The sequence below is a fragment of the Cupriavidus sp. CP313 genome (assembly GCF_054072015.1).
In genome coordinates, this window is record NZ_JBSVZB010000005.1 from 162,665 (window position 1) to 179,669 (window position 17,005).

At 68.0% G+C, this 17,005-nt stretch carries 12 protein-coding genes; 7 read left to right on the forward strand and 5 right to left on the reverse strand.

The genetic code is table 11. The features are described 5' to 3' along the window. Nucleotides 1–44: 44 nt before the first annotated feature. The 3 genes from ACW4E8_RS09375 to polA form a co-directional block, all read right to left on the reverse strand. The gene (locus ACW4E8_RS09375; protein WP_456804242.1) at nt 45–923 is read right to left on the reverse strand and encodes a dienelactone hydrolase family protein; all 879 of its coding nucleotides are present in this window, start codon (nt 921–923) and stop codon (nt 45–47) included. A gap of 158 nt (nt 924–1,081) precedes the next feature. Continuing rightward, nucleotides 1,082–2,407 (reverse strand): NAD(P)/FAD-dependent oxidoreductase, encoded by a 1,326-nt coding sequence (locus ACW4E8_RS09380; RefSeq protein WP_456804243.1) that lies wholly within the window; start codon nt 2,405–2,407, stop codon nt 1,082–1,084. 157 nt (nt 2,408–2,564) lie between these two features. Then, the gene (polA, locus tag ACW4E8_RS09385; RefSeq protein WP_456804244.1) at nt 2,565–5,381 is read right to left on the reverse strand and encodes a DNA polymerase I; all 2,817 of its coding nucleotides are present in this window, start codon (nt 5,379–5,381) and stop codon (nt 2,565–2,567) included. Nucleotides 5,382–5,385: 4 nt separating this feature from the next. Here polA and ACW4E8_RS09390 point away from each other — a divergent pair, with 4 nt between their 5' ends. The 4 genes from ACW4E8_RS09390 (at nt 5,386) to ACW4E8_RS09405 (ending at nt 8,925) form a co-directional block, all read left to right on the forward strand. Then, nucleotides 5,386–6,333, forward strand: coding sequence for an LOG family protein (locus ACW4E8_RS09390; RefSeq protein WP_456804245.1), 948 nt, complete (start codon nt 5,386–5,388; stop codon nt 6,331–6,333). A gap of 218 nt (nt 6,334–6,551) precedes the next feature. After that, on the forward strand, nt 6,552–6,986 hold the full coding sequence (locus tag ACW4E8_RS09395) for a hypothetical protein (RefSeq protein ID WP_456804246.1): 435 nt from the start codon (nt 6,552–6,554) through the stop codon (nt 6,984–6,986). A 131-nt stretch (nt 6,987–7,117) separates the two neighbouring features. Next, nucleotides 7,118–8,113 (forward strand): homoserine kinase, encoded by a 996-nt coding sequence (locus ACW4E8_RS09400; RefSeq protein ID WP_456804247.1) that lies wholly within the window; start codon nt 7,118–7,120, stop codon nt 8,111–8,113. Between the two features lie 5 nt (nt 8,114–8,118). Then, a complete protein-coding gene (locus ACW4E8_RS09405) occupies nt 8,119–8,925 on the forward strand; it encodes a BPSS1780 family membrane protein (protein WP_456804248.1) in 807 nt (268 codons plus the stop codon). Nucleotides 8,926–9,042: 117 nt separating this feature from the next. Here the strand turns inward: ACW4E8_RS09405 and ACW4E8_RS09410 are convergent, their stop codons facing one another. Next, nucleotides 9,043–9,801, reverse strand: a complete 759-nt coding sequence (locus ACW4E8_RS09410) for an IclR family transcriptional regulator (protein ID WP_456804249.1) — start codon at nt 9,799–9,801, stop codon at nt 9,043–9,045. 207 nt (nt 9,802–10,008) lie between these two features. Between ACW4E8_RS09410 and sauS the strand changes: the two genes are divergently transcribed. The 3 genes from sauS to ACW4E8_RS09425 all read left to right on the forward strand — a co-directional run bounded on the left by sauS (nt 10,009) and on the right by ACW4E8_RS09425 (nt 14,524). Next, the gene (gene sauS, locus ACW4E8_RS09415) at nt 10,009–11,490 is read left to right on the forward strand and encodes an acylating sulfoacetaldehyde dehydrogenase (RefSeq protein ID WP_456804250.1); all 1,482 of its coding nucleotides are present in this window, start codon (nt 10,009–10,011) and stop codon (nt 11,488–11,490) included. After that, on the forward strand, nt 11,487–13,016 hold the full coding sequence (locus ACW4E8_RS09420; protein WP_456804251.1) for an acyl--CoA ligase: 1,530 nt from the start codon (nt 11,487–11,489) through the stop codon (nt 13,014–13,016). The genes sauS and ACW4E8_RS09420 overlap by 4 nt, the downstream gene beginning before the upstream one ends. A gap of 215 nt (nt 13,017–13,231) precedes the next feature. After that, nucleotides 13,232–14,524: an MFS transporter gene (locus tag ACW4E8_RS09425; RefSeq protein WP_456804252.1), complete on the forward strand. Its 1,293-nt coding sequence runs from the start codon at nt 13,232–13,234 to the stop codon at nt 14,522–14,524. 43 nt (nt 14,525–14,567) lie between these two features. Here ACW4E8_RS09425 and ACW4E8_RS09430 read toward each other — a convergent pair whose 3' ends face one another. Further along, nucleotides 14,568–16,916 carry a UvrD-helicase domain-containing protein gene (locus ACW4E8_RS09430; RefSeq protein WP_456804253.1) on the reverse strand — a complete coding sequence of 783 codons (2,349 nt, stop codon included), beginning with the start codon at nt 16,914–16,916 and terminating at the stop codon, nt 14,568–14,570. Between the last annotated feature and the right edge of the window lie 89 nt (nt 16,917–17,005).

Genomic DNA, 17,005 nt, shown 5'->3' on the forward strand with positions numbered 1-17,005 from the left:
CTGCTGTCGGGCGAGAGGCGCCTCGCGGCGCCTGGACAGCCGGATCAGGCCACGCCGTGCTGCCTCAACCAGTCCAGGCACTTCTGCCAGCCGTCCCTGGCGTCGGCTTCACGGTAGCTGGGCCGGTAGTCGGCATGGAAGGCATGGCCGGAGTCGGGATAGACGATGAAGCGCGAGGCCTTGGCGTCCGGGTCGGACGACGCCGCCAGCGCGGACTTCATCTTCTCCACTTGCTCCAGCGGGATGCCGGTGTCCTTGCCGCCATACAGGCCGAGTACCGGGGCATGGAGCTGGCCGACCAGGTCGATGGGGTTCCTCGGCTTGAGCGGGGTCGGCTCGGGCGCCAGCTGGCCGTACCAGGCCACGCCGGCCTTCAGGCGCTTGCTGTGCGCGGCATAGAGCCAGGTCATGCGCCCGCCCCAGCAGAAGCCGGTGATGGCGAGGCGCGACACGTCGCCGCCGTTGGCACCGGCCCAGGCCACCGCGGCGTCCAGGTCGCCCATGACCTGCGTGTCAGGCACCTTGGCGATCACCTCGCGCTGCAGCTCCTGGATGGTGCCGAAGCTCTGCGGATCGCCCTGGCGCGCGAACAGTTCCGGCCCGATCGCCAGGTAGCCCAGCTTGGCAAAGCGCCGGCAGACGTCGGCGATATGTTCGTGCACGCCGAAGATCTCGCTGACCACCAGCACCACCGGCAGGTTCTTCTTGCCTTCGGGCTGGGCGCGGTAGGCCGGCATGCTGAAGCCGCCCGAGGGGATGGTGACCTCGCCGGCGGTCAGGCCGGCAAAGTCGGTCTTGATGGCCTGCTGGGCCATCACCGGCAGCGCCGCCGCCGCAAAGGCGGAACCCAGCGCCGTCTTGACAAAGCCGCGGCGGTCGAACGTCTGGCCGGGGACGAGGCTATCCACTTCCGGTTTGAGCATGCGTGTCTCCAGGATCGTTGGTGGCTGGGCCGACATGCGGCGCCAGCGGCAGATTTTAAGCAGACATGGAGAAAACATGGGGCGGCTTTCCAGCCACCCCCGCACGCCAACCGCCCGCGCGGCATGGTGCAGCGCGGGAAGCCCCGGCCCGGCGCGCGTCAGTGCAGCTTGACGCGCGGGCTGGTCTTGCGGCGCAGCCAGTGCGAGACCGTGTCCAGCGCCATGCCCACGGCGCCGTGCAGCGCCATCACATGCATCCGGTAGAGCGACGTGTACATGACGCGCGCCATCAGCCCTTCAATGAACATCGAGCCGCCGATCAGCCCGCCCATCAGGCTGCCCACCGCGCTGAAATGCCCCAGCGACACCAGCGAGCCGAGGTCCTTGAAGGCGAACGACGGCAGCGGGCGCCCGTCCAGCCGGGCGCGCAGCGCGTTGTAGAGAAAGGTGGCCTGCTGGTGCGCGGCCTGTGCGCGCGGCGGCACCGTGGTCTGCTTCTCGGCCCACGGACAGCTGGCGCAGTCGCCGAAGGCGAAGATGTCCGGGTCGCCCTCGCTCTGCAGCGTCGGGCCGACCACGATCTGGCCCTGGCGGCTGACCGGCAGCCCCAGCGCGGCCAGCACCGGCGGCGCGGTGATGCCGGCCGCCCACACGGTCAGGTCAGCATCGATATGCTTGCCGCTGGCGGTCAGCACCGCCTGCGGCGTGACCTCGGTCACGCGCTCGCTGGTCAGGACATCGACGTCGAGCTTCTTCAGCAGCTTGGCGGTCTCGACCGAGACCCGCTCGGACAGCGCCGGCAGGATGCGCGGGCCGGCCTCGATCACGTGGATATGCACATCGCGGCGCGGGTCAAGCTGGTGCAGACCGTAGGCGCTGAGCACGTGCGCGGTGTTGCGCAGTTCGGCCGACAGCTCCACGCCGGTGGCGCCCGCGCCGATGATAGCCACGTCCACGCGCGGCCGGCCGTCCTCGCCCACGCGCCCGCGCCCGTTCTGGGCCCGCACGCAGGCCGCGATCAGCCGCTTGCGGAAGCGCTCGGCCTGCGCCACGACGTCCAGTGCGATGGCATTCTCGGCCGCGCCGGGCACGCCGAAGAAATGCGTGACGCAGCCGATCGCCAGCACCAGCGTGTCATAGGGCAGCTCGCGCGCCGGCAGCAGTTCGGCGCCGTCCTCGTCGAAGCTGGCCGACACCGAGATGGTCTTGCGGCTGCGGTCGATGCCGGTCAGCTCGCCCAGCTGGAACTCGAAGTGATGCCAACGCGCCTGCGCCGCGTATTCCAGCTGGTGCGTGTTGGGGTCCATGCTGCCGGCTGCCACTTCATGCAGCAGCGGCTTCCAGATGTGGGTGGGCAGGCGGTCCACCAGCACCACCTGCGCCTGCCCCTTGCGGCCGAGCTTGTCGCCCAGCTTCGTTACCAGTTCCAGCCCCCCTGCTCCCCCACCGACGACAACAATGCGGGGCGTCTTTGTTTTTGTCATGGTCTACCTGATGCGTTTTTGTGAATTCTTGCCTGAGGCGTTTTCCACAGTCTGCTGCATTGCAGCATGACTGGCAAGCCAGCAAGCCTGACTCAGCAGTCGCTTCATTCGATACCACAACGCATGGGCGGCGCAGGCTGGGTGACAGGCCGCCTCGTCAGTGCGCTTCTTCCCAGTTGGCGCCGCTGCCCACTTCGGCCACCAGCGGCGCGCGCAGCTGCGCGACCGAGCACATCAGCTCCGGCAGCCGCACCTTGACCAGCTCCAGTTCGTGCTCCGGCACCTCCAGCACCAGTTCATCGTGCACCTGCATGATCTGTCGCGTCTGCAGCCCGTCGCGCTCCAGCCAGTCCTGCACCGCGATCATCGACAGCTTGATCAGGTCGGCAGCGGTGCCCTGCATCGGCGCGTTGATGGCGGCGCGCTCGGCGGCCTGCCGGCGCGGGCCGCTGCCGCCGTTGATGTCGGGCAGCCACAGCCGGCGGCCGAACACGGTCTCGACATAGCCCTGCTCGCGCGCGGTCTGCCGGGTCTCTTCCATGTAGTGGGCCACGCCCGGGTAGCGCATGAAGTAGCGGTCGATATAGTGCTTGGCGGCCTCGCGCTCGATGCCCAGGTTGCCGGCCAGGCCGAACGCGCTCATGCCGTAGATCAGGCCGAAGTTGATCACCTTGGCGTAGCGGCGCTGCTCGCTGCTGACCGCCTCGCGCGCGACGCCGAAGATCTCGCCGGCGGTGGCGCGGTGGATGTCCTCGCCGTTGGCAAAGGCGCGCAGCAGGTTCTCGTCGCCCGAGATATGGGCCATGATGCGCAGCTCGATCTGCGAATAGTCGGCCGACACGATCACGCTGCCGGGCTCGGCGATAAAGGCTTCGCGGATGCGGCGGCCTTCCTCGGTGCGCACCGGGATGTTCTGCAGGTTGGGCTCGGTCGACGCCAGCCGGCCGGTCACCGCGGTGGCCTGGCCGTAGCTGGTGTGCACGCGGCCGGTCTGCGGGTTGACCATCTTCGGCAGCTTGTCCGTATAGGTGGACTTGAGCTTGGCCAGGCCGCGGTAGTCCAGCAGCAGCTTGGGCAGCGGGTAGTCCTCGGCCAGCTTCTGCAGCACCTCTTCGTCGGTCGAGGGCGCGCCGCTGGCGGTCTTCTTCACCACCGGCAGCTTCATCTGGCTGAACAGGATCTCGCCGATCTGCTTGGGCGAGCCCAGGTTGAAGGGCTGGCCGGCGGCCTCGTAGGCGGCCTGCTCCAGCGCCAGCATGCGCTGGCCCAGCTCGGCGCTCTGCGTGGCCAGGCGGCCGGCGTCGATCAGCACGCCGTTGCGCTCGACCTTCTGCAGCACCACCGAGACCGGCATCTCGATCTCTTCATACACGCGGCGCAGGCCCGCCGCGGCTTCCACCTGCGGGAACATCTTGCGGTGCAGGCGCAACGTCACGTCAGCGTCTTCGGCAGCGTATTCGGTGGCGCGCGCCAGGTCGATCTGGTCGAAGCCGATCTGGCTGGCGCCCTTGCCGCACACCTCTTCATAGGTGATGGTCTTCAGGCTCAGCAGGCGCTCGGCCAGGCTGTCCATGCCATGGTTGCGGTGCGAGGCCAGCACGTAGCTCTGCAGCATGGTGTCGTGCGCCACGCCGCGCAGCGTCACGCCATGGTTGGCAAAGACATGGACGTCGTACTTGAGGTTCTGGCCCAGCTTCGGGCGGCTGGCATCTTCCAGCCACGCACGCATGCGCCCCAGCACGAACTCGCGCGACAGCTGGCCGTGGTCGGGCAGCCCCGCCACGTCCGGGCCACGGTGCGCCACCGGGATATAGCAGGCCTCGCCCGGCACGACCGACAGCGAGATGCCAACCAGCTGCGCCTGCATCGGGTCCAGCGAGGTGGTCTCGGTGTCGATCGCCACCAGCGGCGCGGCCTCGATGCGCCGCATCCAGTCGTCCAGCTGGCCCTGGGTGCTGACCGTCTCGTAGCGGATCTCGGTCGGCGCAGCCTCGTCCGCTGCCGGTGCCTCGGCTTCGCCGGCCGCGGCCGGCGCATCGAACAGGCCGCCTTGCGCGGGGGCGGCGGCCGCGCGGGCGCGGGCCTGGGCGCGGGCATCGGGCAGGCTTTCGCCGGTCGCTTCGCGCAGCCAGGTCTTGAAGCCGTAGCGCGAGAAAAACGCCACCAGCTTGTCCTTGTCCTCGCCGATTTCGCGCAGCGCGTGGAAGTCCGCCACCGCGGCGGAGAGGTCGCAGTCGGTCTTGACCGTGACCAGCTGGCGCGCCATCGGCAGCCAGTCCAGCGTATTGCGCAGGTTCTCGCCCACCACGCCCTTGATGCCGGGGGCGGCGGCCATCACGCCGTCGAGCGAGCCATGCTCGGCCAGCCATTTGACCGCGGTCTTGGGACCCACCTTGGGCACGCCCGGCACATTGTCCACCGCGTCGCCGATCAGCGACAGGTAGTCGATGATGCGCTCGGGCGGCACGCCGAACTTGGCCGCCACGCCGGGGGGATCGAGCACCTCGCCGCTCATGGTGTTGACCAGCGTGACCTGGCCGTTGACCAGCTGCGCCAGGTCCTTGTCGCCGGTGGACACCACCGTGCGCACGCCCTGCTCCGTGGCCTGGCGCGACAGCGTGCCAATCACGTCGTCGGCCTCCACGCCGTCCACCACCACGATCGGCCAGCCCATGGCGCGCACGGCCTCATGGATCGGCTCGATCTGGCGCGCCAGGTCTTCCGGCATCGACGGGCGATGTTCCTTGTAGGCCGGATACATGTCGTCGCGGAAGGTCTTGCCCTTTGCGTCGAACACGCAGGCGCTATACTCTGCCGGGTAGTCGTTGCGCAACTTGCGCAGCATGTTGATCATGCCGTAGATTGCCCCTGTGGGCAGACCCTCCCCATTCCTCAGGTCCGGCAGAGCGTGATAAGCGCGATACAGATAGCTCGATCCGTCGACGAGCAAGAGTGTTTTTGGACTATCCGACATTCCCATGGACTCAAAATTGACTGGTGCCGCTGCAGGCGGTGCCTCGACCGCCCCCCTTGCTGACCCGGATGTTTCTGACCTTTCCGGCGATACCGTGCAACCCCCGCCGGAGGCTGCTTCCGAGCACGCCGCGGCCATCGCCGCGGCGGCCGATGCTGCTGCCGCGGGCAATCCGCCCGAAGTTGCTGCTGAAAAGGCCGCTGCTGCGGCCGCGCGCGCCAATCCGCGCAAGATGATCCCCAGCCTGCGTGCGCTGGCCGACGAAGACCGCGCTACCGCAAAGAAGGCGCGCGCCTCGTGGCAAATGTTCACGATTATGGCAGAGTTCATCGAGGCGACCGAGTACCTCTCCGAGATCCGCCCGGCCGTGTCGATCTACGGCAGCGCGCGCCTGCGCGAGGATTCGCCGTACTACCAGCGCACCATCGAGATCGCCCGGCTGTTTTCGGACGCCGGCTTTGCCGTGATCTCGGGCGGCGGCCCAGGCATCATGGAAGCGGCCAACAAGGGCGCGCACGCCGGCAAGTCCGCCAGCGTCGGCCTGAACATCGAACTGCCGCACGAGCAGCAGGGCAATCCGTACCAGGACATTGCCATGCGCTTTCGCCACTTCTTCACGCGCAAGGTCACCTTCGTCAAGAATTCGGACGCCTTTATCGTGATGCCGGGCGGCTTCGGCACGCTCGACGAGCTGGCCGAGGTGCTGACGCTGGTGCAGACCGGCAAGTCGCGCTCGGTGCCGGTGATCATGTTCGGCAGCCGCTTCTGGAAGGGCCTGCTGGACTGGTTCCGCTTCACGCTGCTGCCGATGGGCCTGATCGCCGAGCACGACCTGGACCTGATGAAGATCGTCGACGAGCCGCACGAAGTGCTGGAAGCGGTCTACGACTACTACGAGCAGCGCGGCGGCGACAAGCCGATCCCGCCCAAGGAAGAGATGTTCTACCTGTAAGGCATGGACGCCAGGCGCGCGGCGCCAAGCCACGTACCCGGCACCCGGTACCGTTGCGCAGGTGCCCCTCGGGGCACGGCGGCGGCCTGCGCACGGCAGGAATTGCTAGAATGGAACCTATCCGTCTGCCAAGCCCGGCGCCGCCGGGTTGCAGTCCAACCGCCGCATGCTGCGGCGCTGCGCGCAAGCTGCGCCGCAGCCCCGCACAGGAGCACCTGATGACCTCCCCCTCCACCGCCCGCTCGGTCCGGTCCACGCGGTCTTCCGTCGTGGCCGGCGAGCCTGAATCGCCTGCCAGGCGGTCCGTGTCCAGCCTCGCCGCCGTGGCGGCCGCCGCGCTGGCGCTGGCTTCCGGCTGGGCCGTCGCGCAGGAAAGCAGTGCGCTGACGCAGCAGGAGCTGAACCAGATCAACAACCAGCCGATCGCCCCGGCGGCCAAGTCGCAACTGAACCAGCCGCGCCAGCCGAGCTTCCAGCTCAATGAACGCGATGGCACCCAGGTGCGCGAGTACCGCGACAAGGGACGGGCCACCGATATCCAGGTCAAATCGGGTTTCGGCACCAAATACGAGATGAGCAAGCCGGAAGACAGCTCGCCCAAGATCCGCGAGCACGATGTCAACCGCGTGCCTTCGGTCAACCTGAAGTTCTGAGTTCGTTTGCCCACGGCCTGGCGTAAGCTCCAGGCCGCGCCGGCCCTCCGGCAGTGTCATGCCGCGGCGGCGGCCCGGACTTTGTCCGAAACTGGTCCCCGCCGCTTTCCGATTCGCTTCACACAACGAGTATGGCCGTATTCACCACGGTCTCGCAGGACGAGATCGCCCGCTGGCTGCTGGATTTCAACCTTGGCGAAGTGCGCGAGCTGCGCGGCATCGCCTCGGGCATCGAGAACAGCAATTTCTTCCTCACCATGGAGCACGATGGCCAGACGCGCCAGTACGTGCTGACCATTTTCGAGCGGCTCACGTTCGCGCAGCTGCCCTACTACCTGCACCTGATGGCGCACCTGGCCGAGCGCGGCATCCGCGTGCCCGCGCCGATCCCGGCGCGCGACGGCGAGATCCTGCGCCCGCTCAAGGGCAAGCCTGCCACCATCGTCACGCGCCTGCCCGGGGCGTCGCAACTGGCGCCCGACGCGCAGCACTGCGCTGAAGTGGGCGACATGCTGGCACGCATGCACCTGGCCGGCCAGGACTATCCGCGCCAGCAGCCCAACCTGCGCAGCCTCGCCTGGTGGCAGCAGACCGAGCCTGAGATCCTGCCCTTCCTGGATGCCGGCCAGCGCGCGCTGCTGCAGCAGGAGATCGCCCACCAGGCCGCCGTCTTCGCCAGCGCGGACTACGCCGGCCTGGGCGCAGGCCCGTGCCACTGCGACCTGTTCCGCGACAACGCGCTGTTCGAGGAAGACGGCAGCGGACGCCACCGCCTGGGCGGCTTTTTCGACTTCTACTTCGCCGGCAACGACAAGTGGCTGTTCGATGTGGCGGTCACCGTCAACGACTGGTGCATCGACCTGGCCAGCGGCGAACTCGACCCCGCGCGCACGCAGGCCCTGCTGCGGGCTTATCATGCCGTCAGGCCGCTGACCGCCACCGAGGCCGCGCACTGGCAGGACATGCTGCGCGCGGGTGCGCTGCGCTTCTGGGTGTCGCGACTGTGGGACTTCTACCTGCCGCGCGAGGCCGACATGCTGCAACCGCACGACCCGACCCATTTCGAACGCATCCTGCGCCGGCGCATCGGCGCGGACCCTGCAAGCGCCCCGCTCCCCTGGATCTGATCCGTATGCAACTACTGGAAGTCCCTGCCAAGGAAGGCTACACCTGGTTCCGCCAGGGCATCTGGCTGTTCCGCAAGAACCCGCTGACCTTCCTGATGCTGCTGTTCGTCTACCTGATCGCCGCGCAGCTGGCCATCGTGGTGCCGCTGATCGGCATCATCGCGCTGCTGGTGGTCACGCCGGGCCTGTCGGTCGGCGTGATGACCGCATGCCGCGACGTGATCCAGAACAAGCGGGTGATGCCCACCGTGCTGCTGGCGGGTTTCCGCGCCAACGGCAAGGAAGCCACGCGCAACCTGCTGGTGCTGGGCGGCATCTACGCCGGGCTGGTGTTCGTGCTGGGCCTGATCGCCGGATCGGTGGTCGACATGAGCGCGCTGGTGCCGATCGTGCTGAAGGAAGAAGCGCCGACCGCCGAAGCGGTGCGCCAGCTGTACTACGCCATGCTGATCGGCGCGCTGCTGTACACGCCGATCGCGATGATGTTCTGGTTCGCGCCGCTGCTGGCGGCCTGGCACGGCGTGCCGCCGGTCAAGGCGCTGTTCTTCAGCTGGACCGCGTGCTGGCGCAACCGCGGCGCGTTCTTCACCTACGCGGTGCTGTTCGCGATGCTGCTGGTGGCGATCCCGTTCCTCCTGGAGGCGGTGTTCAGCGCCTTCGGCGCCGAGACGGTGCTGTCATTCCTGGTCACGCCGTATTCGCTGCTGATGCTGGCGATCCTGTATTGCTCGTTCTATGCCACGTACCGCGGCTGCTTCAACGTGACGCCGCCGGGCGTGGATCCGGCTGCGCCGGCAGCGCCGGGCGCCTGAACCACGGGCGTTCGCTACGCTCCCTCTCCCGCTTGTGGGACAGGCAAAAAAACCGGCAGCGTGCCGGTTTTTTTGCCTCAATCGATCAAGGCCTGCGCTTGCCTCTCGCGTCACGAGCTATTCGCAGAACGTCTTCACCATCTCGTCCGCTGCCAGGCGCAGGTCCGGCACGAATCCCATCAGCTGGTCCATCGTCATGCGCGCCATCGGCACCTGCACGGCAATCGCCGCGCAGGCGCGGTTCCGGTTGCGCATCACCGGCACCGCGACCGCGATCATGCCTTCCAGGTTTTCCTGATTGTTGACCCCCAGGCGCCGCCGCCGCGTCTCGGACAGTTCCGTGTGTAGCGCCCCGGCGTCGGTGATGGTGTGCGCCGAGTGCGCGCGCAGCGGCAGGCTGGCAACCAGGCGCTGGCGCTGCGCGCTCGGCAGGAACGCCAGCAGCAGCTTGCCGCTGGCGGTGCAGTGCAGCGGCACCCGCGAGCCCGGCTGCAGGTGCATGCGCAGCGGCCATTGCGTTTCTACGCGGTCCAGGTAGACCACGTCGTCACCGGACAGCATGGTCAGGTTGCAGGTCTCCCCGACCTTGTCGACCAGTTGCTGCAGGATCGCATGGCGCGCCGCCGCGGGACCCGCCTGCATCAGCACATTGACGGCGAGCTGCCGCACGCGCGATGAGCACTCGTAGTGGCGGTTGCCGGCCGTGCGCGACACCAGCCACGTGCTTTCCAGCTGCTTGAGGATGCGGTGGACGGTCTGCTTCGGCAACTCGATCGCCTGCACGATGGCCGCCAGCGACAGGGGCCCGTCGGCCGCGGACAGGATCTCGAGAATGCGGAAGGCGCGCACCGCGGCGGCATTCGAGTGATTGCTCATGGATCAAATTTAAAGGATTCCGGGACGCATGGCCGTCCCGAAAACTGAATTCTGGATCGCACCCCGGCTGCGCGCTCGCGAAAGCGCACAAATTGGGACGGCCTGTCTGTCCCGCTTCACTAGATTCGATCCAGGGCCGCCGACGGTGCCGCGAAGTGCACGACAAAGCGCGGCGGTCCTAACCGTCCAAACCGCGGAGTCGAATCCATGAGTGTGCAAATACTGCATCGCCGGCAGTCCAACAATTCCGATTTGCCCCTACCGACGGCATCCCTGCCCGCGCAGCCAGCGCAAGCCGCGGCCGAAGCCGTCGCTGCGGTCGTGGCCCGGGCCAGGCAGGCGCAGCGCGAGTTCGCGCGTGCCGACCAGGCCACCGTCGACACGGCAGTCGCCGCTGCTGCTTGGGCCATCATGGAGCCCGCGCGCAACCGCCAGCTGGCCGAGCGCGCCGTCGCCGACACCGGCCTGGGCAATGTCGACGACAAGATCCGCAAGAACCACCGCAAGACGCTGGGCCTGCTGCGCGACCTGCATGGCCGCAAGACGGTGGGCGTGATCGCGCAGGATGCGGCAGCCGGCCTCACCGAGATCGCCCGGCCCGTGGGCGTGGTGGCGGCCATTACTCCGTCGACCAATCCCGCGGCCACGCCGGCCAACAAGATCATCAACGCGCTCAAGTGCGGCAACAGCGTGATCGTGGCGCCGTCGCCGAAGGGGCAGGACACCTGCGTGCTGCTGCTGTCGTTCATCCACGCCGAGTTTGCCCGCGCCAGCCTGCCTGCCGACCTGGTCCAGATGCTGCCCGCGCCGGTCTCGAAGGCCGCGACGGCGGAGCTCATGCGGCAGGCCGACCTGGTGGTCGCGACCGGCTCGCAGGCCAACGTGCGCATGGCCTACACCTGCGGCACGCCGGCCTTCGGCGTGGGCGCCGGCAATGTGGCATCGATCATCGACGCCAGCGCCGCGCTGGATGATGCCGCGGCCAAGGTGGTGCGCTCCAAGACCTTCGACAATGCCACCAGTTGCTCTTCAGAGAACAGCCTGGTCGTGCTCGACGCCGTCTACACGCCCATGCTCGACGCCCTGGCGGCAGTCGGCGGCGTGATGCTCACGGCTTCGGAGAAAGCGCGGCTGCAGGCGCTGATGTGGCGCGACGGCAAGCTCGCCGGCACCTTCACGGGACAGAACGCAACGCGAATTGCCGAGCTCGCCGGGCTGGAACGCGTGCGCGCGCTGCAGCCCGCGATGCTGCTGGTGGAAGAAGCCGGTGTCGGCAGCGACTACCCCTTCTCTGGCGAAAAGCTCTCGCCCGTGCTGACGCTCTACCGCGCCGCCGACTTTGCGGCGGCAGTCGAGCGCGTGGCGTGCCTGTACGCCTATATGGGCGCCGGGCATTCGGTCAGCCTGCATTCGTCCAATCCGCGTCATGCGCTGCAACTCGGGCAGGAGCTGCCGGTGGCGCGCGTGATCGTGAACCAGGCGCATTGCTTCGCCACCGGCGGGAATTTCGACAACGGCCTGCCGTTCTCGCTGTCCATGGGCTGCGGCACCTGGGGCGGCAACAACTTCTCGGACAACCTCGGCTGGCGCCAATACCTGAACATCACCCGCATTGCCGTGCCCATCGCCGAGCACGTGCCCGATGAAGCGGACCTGCTGGGCGATTACTTCGCGAGGGTCGGCAAATGAACGCGCGCACGGAACCCGAAGTGTTCGACACCCTCGCCGCGCTGGTGGCCGTGCGTGCCGCGCAGTGGCCCGACAAGCTCTACCTGTTGTCCCCGGACAGCGGCCATGCGCTCACGTTCGGCGCGCTGGCGGCCGACGCCGGCACGCTGGGCCGCTGCTATGCGGCAGCCGGCCTCGGTAGCGGCCAAACGGTGTCGGTGTACCTGCCCAACGGCGAGCAGACCGCGCGGCTCCTGCTCGGCACCATGGCCTGCGGGCTGGTCGTCAATCCGATCAACCTGCTGTGCCAGCCGGCGCAGCTGCGCTACATCCTTGCGCATTCGGACACGCGGCTGGTCTTCACCTGGCCCGACGGAGAAGCCGCCATCCGCGAGGCGCTGCGCGAGGCCGGGCTGGACGTGCCGGTGCTCGTCACCGCGCCCGATGCCAACAGCCTGCCGGCACTGCCCGCCACGCATGACGCTGCGTCGCCACTGCCCCCACCGCAGCCGGACGCGCCCGCGCTGCTCATGTACACGTCCGGCACCACCGGCACGCCCAAAGGCGTGCTGCTGACGCAGCGCAACCTGGTCGCCAACGGCGCCAACGTCAGCCGCGAGCACTGCCTCGGGCCGGCCGACCGGGTGCTGGCGACGCTGCCGCTGTACCACATCAACGGCCTGGTCGTGACCGCGATCGCGCCGCTGGTGCACGGCGGCTCGGTGGTGATGCCGATGCGCTTTTCCGCCAGCGCGTTCTGGCAGGACAGTGCGCGCCACGGCTGCACCTGGCTGAACGTGGTGCCGACCATCATCGCCTACCTGCTCAACGATCCGCACGGCCAGGCCCCGGCCGGCGTGCGCTTCTGCCGCTCGGCCTCGGCGGCGCTGCCGCCCGAGCATCACCGCGCCTTCGAAGCGCGTTTCGGCATCGGCGTGATCGAGACCATGGGCATGACCGAGACTGCCGCACCGGCATTCAGCAATCCGCTCGACCCGGGCCGGCGGCGCATCGGCAGCATCGGCCAGCCATCTGGCACGCGCGCACGCGTGCTCGGTGGCGACGGAATGCCGGTGCCCGACGGACAGGTCGGCGAAATCGTGCTGCAGGGCGAGAGCGTGATGGCGGGCTACTACAAGGCGCCGGACATCACGCGCGAGGCCTTTACGCACGATGGCTGGCTGCGCACGGGCGACCTCGGCTACCGCGACGCCGATGGCTATTTCTACATTACCGGGCGCGCCAAGGAACTGATCATCAAGGGCGGCGAGAACATTGCCCCGCGCGAGATCGACGAGGCGCTGCTGCGCCATCCGGCCGTGCTCGAAGCCGCAGCGGTCGGCGTGCCGGACCCGGCCTACGGGCAGGAGATCGTCGCCTACGTGGTCATGCGCGAGGCCGCGCGCTGCGATGACGCGGCGCTGCGCGCGCATTGCCTGCGCGAGCTGGGCCGCTACAAGACGCCGAAGGAGTTCCGCTTTGTCGCCGAGCTGCCGCGCGGCCCGTCCGGCAAGGTGCAGCGGCTGAAGCTGCTCGACCACGCCTGAACCTTCCCTCCCTTTCCACAACCCTCGCCAAGGAGCCTGCCCGACCAGAATCCACCAGACCAGGAGACACGACTCAAGACCACAGACAGATTGCTCAAGGACGGGCAGCGCGGCCGGCGCCGCGCCCCCGGCGCGCCGCAAGCGCATGGCTACGGACCATGCGCCGGCCGCCGCCCCGTCAACGCCACGTGCGCGCGCCGCACAAAGGAGGTGGTATGAAGCAACGCATCAAGACCCGGCACATGATCCTGGGCGTCATGTGCCTGATGTATTTCATCGCCTACATCGACCGCGTCAACATCTCGGTCGCCGCCCCCCTGATCCGCGAGGAAATGGGGCTGACCGCATCGCAGCTGGGGCTGGTGTTCTCGGCCTTTGCCTACCCCTATGCCGCCATGCAGATCCTCGGCGGCTGGATGGCCGACAAGTTCGGGCCCAAGAAGGTGCTGATCGTGCTGTCGCTGATCTGGGGCGTGGCCACGGTGCTGACCGGCTTCGCGGGCAGCGTGCTGATGCTGGTGGTGCTGCGCTTCGTGCTGGGCATCGGCGAAGGCGGCGCGTTCCCGACCGCGACGCGCGCCTTCACCTACTGGATGCCGGTGGCGGAGCGCGGTTTCGCGCAGGGCATCACCCACAGCTTCGCGCGGCTGGGCGGTGCGATCACGCCGCCGATCGTGCTGGTCATCGTGGCCGCCGCCGGCTGGCGCGAAGCCTTCATCGTGCTGGGCGCGATCAGCCTCGGCTGGACCTTGCTGTACGCCTTCTTTTTCAAGGATTCGCCCGACAAGCACAGCCGCGTGACCGCGCAGGAGCTGCAGGAGATCGGCTACCGGCGCGGCGATAGCCAGCAGGCAGCCAAGGCGGCCACGCCGTGGCGGCGCCTGTTCCGGCGCATGTGGCTGGTGACCTTCGTCGACTTCTGCTACGGCTGGTCGCTGTGGGTCTATCTGACGTGGCTGCCTTCGTACCTGAAGGAGGCGCGCGGCTTCGACCTGAAGCAGCTGGCCTTGTTCACGGCATTGCCACTGATGGCGGGCGTGGTCGGCGACACGCTCGGCGGCGTGCTGTCGGACCGCATCTACAGGCGCACCGGCAACCTGCGCCGGGCGCGCGGCGCGATCCTGTTCGTGGGGCTGGCCGGCTCGCTGATGTTCATCGCGCCGATGACCTTCACGGCCGATGCCGTCAACGCGGTGATCCTGCTGTCGCTGTCGTTCTTCTTCCTGGAGCTGACCAACGCGGTGCTGTGGAGCCTGCCGCTGGACATCGCCGGCAAGTACGCCGGCACCGCGGGCGGCATGATGAACACCGGCTTCGGCGTGGCCGGCATGGTGTCGCCGGTGGTGTTCGGCTACTTGATCGAGCGGACCGGCAGCTATGACCTGCCGTTCATGATCTCGGGGGCGCTGCTCGGGGTTGGCGCGCTGGCCTCGCTGTTCATCAATCCGCTGCTGACGGTGGACAGTCCCGACGAAAAGGCTGGCGAGGTCCGCCACGCCCTGCCCTGAGCCGCCCGGGGCGCGGCATGGCGCGCAGCGAAGCTGGACCCGCTCAGTCGATCGCGTCCAGCTTCGCCACCGACAGCGCCAGCCACTTGGCCCCGTTGCGCTTGAAGTTAATATTGGCGCGTGCGTCCGTGCCCTCGCCTTCCAGCGCGGTGATCACGCCTTCGCCAAACTTGTTGTGGAACACCGACTGCCCCACCCGGAAGCCGGTGCCGGCCTCGCGCTTGGCATCGGCATAGCCGTTGCCGTTGTCCATGCCCCCGGTGGGGCGCGTGCCGGTATAGGGCACGTCCTCGGGCTTGCGGAACCAGTCGCGGCCCCAGGCGCTGTCGCGCTCCTGGCGGCGCACGCCGCCGTAGCCCTGCGCCGGCGGCGTCAGCCACTTGAGCGAGGCCTCGGGCAGCTCCTCGAAGAAGCGTGAGCGCACGTGGTAGCGGGTCTGGCCGTGCAGCATGCGGCTTTGCGCAAACGACATATAGAGCCGCTTGCGCGCGCGCGTGATCGCCACGTACATCAGGCGGCGCTCTTCTTCCACGCCGTCCGGGTCCATCATGCTGTTCTCGTGCGGGAACAGGCCCTCTTCCATCCCGGTGATGAAGACCACGTCGAACTCCAGCCCCTTGGCCGCGTGCACGGTCATCATCTGCACCGCGTCCTGGCCGGCCTGGGCCTGGTTGTCGCCGGCTTCCAGCGAGGCATGGGTCAGGAACGCGACCAGCGGCGTCATCACCACCGGCAGCGCTTCCGGATCCAGCACCTGCTGGGCCTGGTCGCCGTCGGCCAGTGCCGGGGCGGCGGGGCTGCGGTCAACCGGGATCACCGCGGCCAGCGCTTCCAGGCCGTAGCCTTCCTCGACCACGAAGGCCTGCGCGGCGGTCACCAGTTCCTGCAAGTTCTCGATGCGGTCCTGGCCTTCCTTCTCGCCCTGGTAGTGGGTGATCAGGCTGCTGTGGTTGATCACGTACTCGACGGTCTCGGCCAGCGTCATGCGGCGGGTATCGTCGCGCATCTTGTCGACCAGGCGCGTAAAGGCCGCCAGCTTGCTGCCGGCCGCGCCGGGTACGTAGGCCACCGCCTCGGCCAGCGCGCAGTCGTACTGGCGCGCCATGTCCTGCAGCACTTCCAGCGAGCGCGCGCCGATGCCGCGCGCCGGGAAGTTGACCACGCGGCCAAAGGCGGCATCGTTGCGCGGATTCTCCAGCAGCTGCATGTAGGCCAGCGCGTGCTTGATTTCGGCGCGCTCGAAGAAGCGCAGGCCGCCATAGACGCGGTACGCGATGCCGGCCGAGAACAGCGCATGCTCGATCACGCGCGACTGTGCGTTGCTGCGGTACAGGATGGCGATCTCGGCGCGGCTGGCGCCCTGCGCGATCTGGTCGCGGATCTCCTCGATGATCCAGGCGGCTTCCTGGCCGTCCGAGCCGCCCTGGAACACCCGCACCAGTTCGCCGTGGCCGGCGTCGGTGCGCAGGTTCTTGCCCAGGCGGCGCGCGTTGTGCGAGATCAGGTGGTTGGCCGAATCCAGGATATGCCCATGCGAGCGGTAGTTCTGCTCCAGCTTGATCAGCCGGCGCACGCGGAACTCGTGCTCGAAGTCGCGCATATTGCCGACGTTGGCGCCACGGAACGCATAGATGCTCTGGTCGTCGTCGCCGACGGCAAAGACCGCGGCCGGGTTCTGCGTGCCGTAGCCGGCCAGCAGCTTGAGCCACTGGTACTGCAGCACGTTGGTGTCCTGGAACTCGTCGACCAGCACGTGGCGGAAGCGGTGCTGGTAGTGCTGGCGGATGGCGTCGTTGTAGCGCAGCAGCTCGTAGCAGCGCAGCAGCAGCTCGGCAAAGTCGACCACGCCTTCGCGCTGGCACTGCAGGTCATAGGCGGCGTAGAGGTCGACAAAGCGCTTGTTGAAGTCGTCGTTGGCCTCGACGTCGGCCGGGCGCAGACCCTGCTCCTTGGCGTTGTTGATGAAGTACTGCAGGTTCTTGGCCGGGTACTTCTCATCATCGACATTGAGCGACTTGAGCAGCCGCTTGAGCGCCGAGAGCTGGTCCTGGCTGTCCAGGATGGCAAAGGTCTGGGGCAGGCCGGCGTCGCGGAAATGCGCGCGCAGCATGCGGTTGCACAGGCCGTGGAAGGTGCCGATCCACATGCCGCGGGTGTTGATCGGCAGCATCGACGACAGCCGCGTCTGCATTTCCTTGGCGGCCTTGTTGGTAAAGGTCACCGCCAGGATGCCCGCCGGCGAGACCCGGCCGTTCTGGATCAGCCAGGCGATGCGCGTGGTCAGCACGCGGGTCTTGCCGCTGCCCGCGCCCGCCAGGATCAGCGCCGGTTCGTCAGGCAGGGTGACGGCGGCTAGTTGTTCGGCGTTCAGGTTGGCGAGCAGATCGGACATCGGAGAGGCCTAGTGGAATCACGGCAATTATACCGGTGGGCCCTGTCCCGCAAGTCACATCCGGCGGGTGCGGATGACCAGGAAATAGG

Excerpts from the sequence above, each read along its gene's own strand:
- ACW4E8_RS09400 (WP_456804247.1), top strand. The coding sequence starts at position 7,118 with ATGGCCGTATTCACCACGGTCTCGCAGGACGAGATCGCCCGCTGGCTG.
- polA (WP_456804244.1), bottom strand. The coding sequence starts at position 5,381 with ATGTCGGATAGTCCAAAAACACTCTTGCTCGTCGACGGATCGAGCTAT.
- sauS (WP_456804250.1), top strand. The coding sequence starts at position 10,009 with ATGAGTGTGCAAATACTGCATCGCCGGCAGTCCAACAATTCCGATTTG.
- ACW4E8_RS09375 (WP_456804242.1), bottom strand. The coding sequence starts at position 923 with ATGCTCAAACCGGAAGTGGATAGCCTCGTCCCCGGCCAGACGTTCGAC.
- ACW4E8_RS09420 (WP_456804251.1), top strand. The coding sequence starts at position 11,487 with ATGAACGCGCGCACGGAACCCGAAGTGTTCGACACCCTCGCCGCGCTG.
- ACW4E8_RS09380 (WP_456804243.1), bottom strand. The coding sequence starts at position 2,407 with ATGACAAAAACAAAGACGCCCCGCATTGTTGTCGTCGGTGGGGGAGCA.
- ACW4E8_RS09390 (WP_456804245.1), top strand. The coding sequence starts at position 5,386 with ATGGACTCAAAATTGACTGGTGCCGCTGCAGGCGGTGCCTCGACCGCC.
- ACW4E8_RS09410 (WP_456804249.1), bottom strand. The coding sequence starts at position 9,801 with ATGAGCAATCACTCGAATGCCGCCGCGGTGCGCGCCTTCCGCATTCTC.
- ACW4E8_RS09405 (WP_456804248.1), top strand. The coding sequence starts at position 8,119 with ATGCAACTACTGGAAGTCCCTGCCAAGGAAGGCTACACCTGGTTCCGC.
- ACW4E8_RS09430 (WP_456804253.1), bottom strand. The coding sequence starts at position 16,916 with ATGTCCGATCTGCTCGCCAACCTGAACGCCGAACAACTAGCCGCCGTC.
- ACW4E8_RS09395 (WP_456804246.1), top strand. The coding sequence starts at position 6,552 with ATGACCTCCCCCTCCACCGCCCGCTCGGTCCGGTCCACGCGGTCTTCC.
- ACW4E8_RS09425 (WP_456804252.1), top strand. The coding sequence starts at position 13,232 with ATGAAGCAACGCATCAAGACCCGGCACATGATCCTGGGCGTCATGTGC.